The organism is Streptomyces sp. NPDC088745 (genome assembly GCF_044751045.1).
GTDB classification, from domain to species: domain Bacteria; phylum Actinomycetota; class Actinomycetes; order Streptomycetales; family Streptomycetaceae; genus Streptomyces; species Streptomyces cremeus.
This window is the reverse complement of the sequence record NZ_JBIVLB010000041.1, coordinates 1-1,105: the sequence shown is the minus strand read 5'-3', so window position 1 is coordinate 1,105 and position 1,105 is coordinate 1. Positions and strand designations below refer to the sequence as shown.

Here is a 1,105-nt window from a genome sequence, read left to right as displayed (position 1 = left end):
CCCTTCGCCACCGGCATTCGGAGGTAGGACCTGATGCGGGACCCGCTGTCCGTCCTCACCGACGCCTTCACGTCCTTCCTCTTCGGGAAGGTCGAGACGACCCGGCTTCCGGTGCGCACGTCCACGGGCCAGGCGCAGGCGGTCTACCTCCCGACCGCCGCCCCCGGCCTCGGCGACTCGGGCGTCATCATCGGCCGCGAGGTGTACTCCGGGAAGGGCTACATCTACGACCCCTTCCAGCTCTACGGCCAGCAGCTCCCCGCCCCCCACTGGCTGGTCCTCGGCGAGTCCGGCAACGGCAAGTCGGCCCTGGAGAAGACGTACGTCCTGCGCCAGCTCCGCTTCCGCGACCGCCAGGTCGTCGTCCTGGACGCCCAGGGCGAGGACGGCGCCGGCGAGTGGAACCTCATCGCGCAGGAGCTGGGTATAACGCCGATCCGGCTCGACGCGATGGCCGCGCTCGACCAGGGCATCCGCCTCAACCCCCTGGACCCGGCGATCACCACGACGGGCCAGCTCGCGCTGCTCCGCACGATCATCGAGGTCGCGATGGGCCACGGCCTCGACGAGCGCTCCGGGTTCGCGCTCAAGGTCGCGCACGCCTACGTCAACGAGACCATCGTGGAACGCCAGCCCGTCCTGACCGACATCGTCGAGCAGCTACGGCACCCCGAGCCGGAGTCGGCGGAGGCGATGAACGTCGCCATAGACGACGTACGGGCGTGGGGCCTGGACGTGGCGCTGGTGCTGGACCGTCTCGTCGACGGTGACCTGAGGGGCATGTTCGACGGCCCCACGACGGTCGGCATCGACCTGGACGCGCCCCTCATCGTGTTCGATTTGTCCCACATCGACCGCAACTCCATCGCCATGCCGATCCTGATGGCGATCGTCGGTGTATGGCTGGAACACACCTGGATCCGCCCCGACCGGAAGAAGCGCATCTTCCTGGTCGAGGAGGCCTGGCACATCATCAACAGCCCGTTCGTGGCCCAGCTCTTCCAGCGCCTGCTGAAGTTCGGCCGCCGCCTCGGCCTGTCCTTCGTGGCCGTCGTCCACCACCTGTCCGACGTCGTCGACGGCGCCGCGGCGAAGGAAGCCGCCG

Annotated in this window: 1 protein-coding gene; it reads left to right on the top strand. The window is 69.0% G+C overall.

Going from position 1 to position 1,105, the window contains the following annotated elements:
• Window positions 1-33 precede the first annotated feature (33 nt).
• The coding region (locus tag ACIP93_RS37720; RefSeq protein WP_401767005.1) for an ATP-binding protein at window positions 34-1,105 on the top strand (1,072 nt) is incomplete at its 3' end.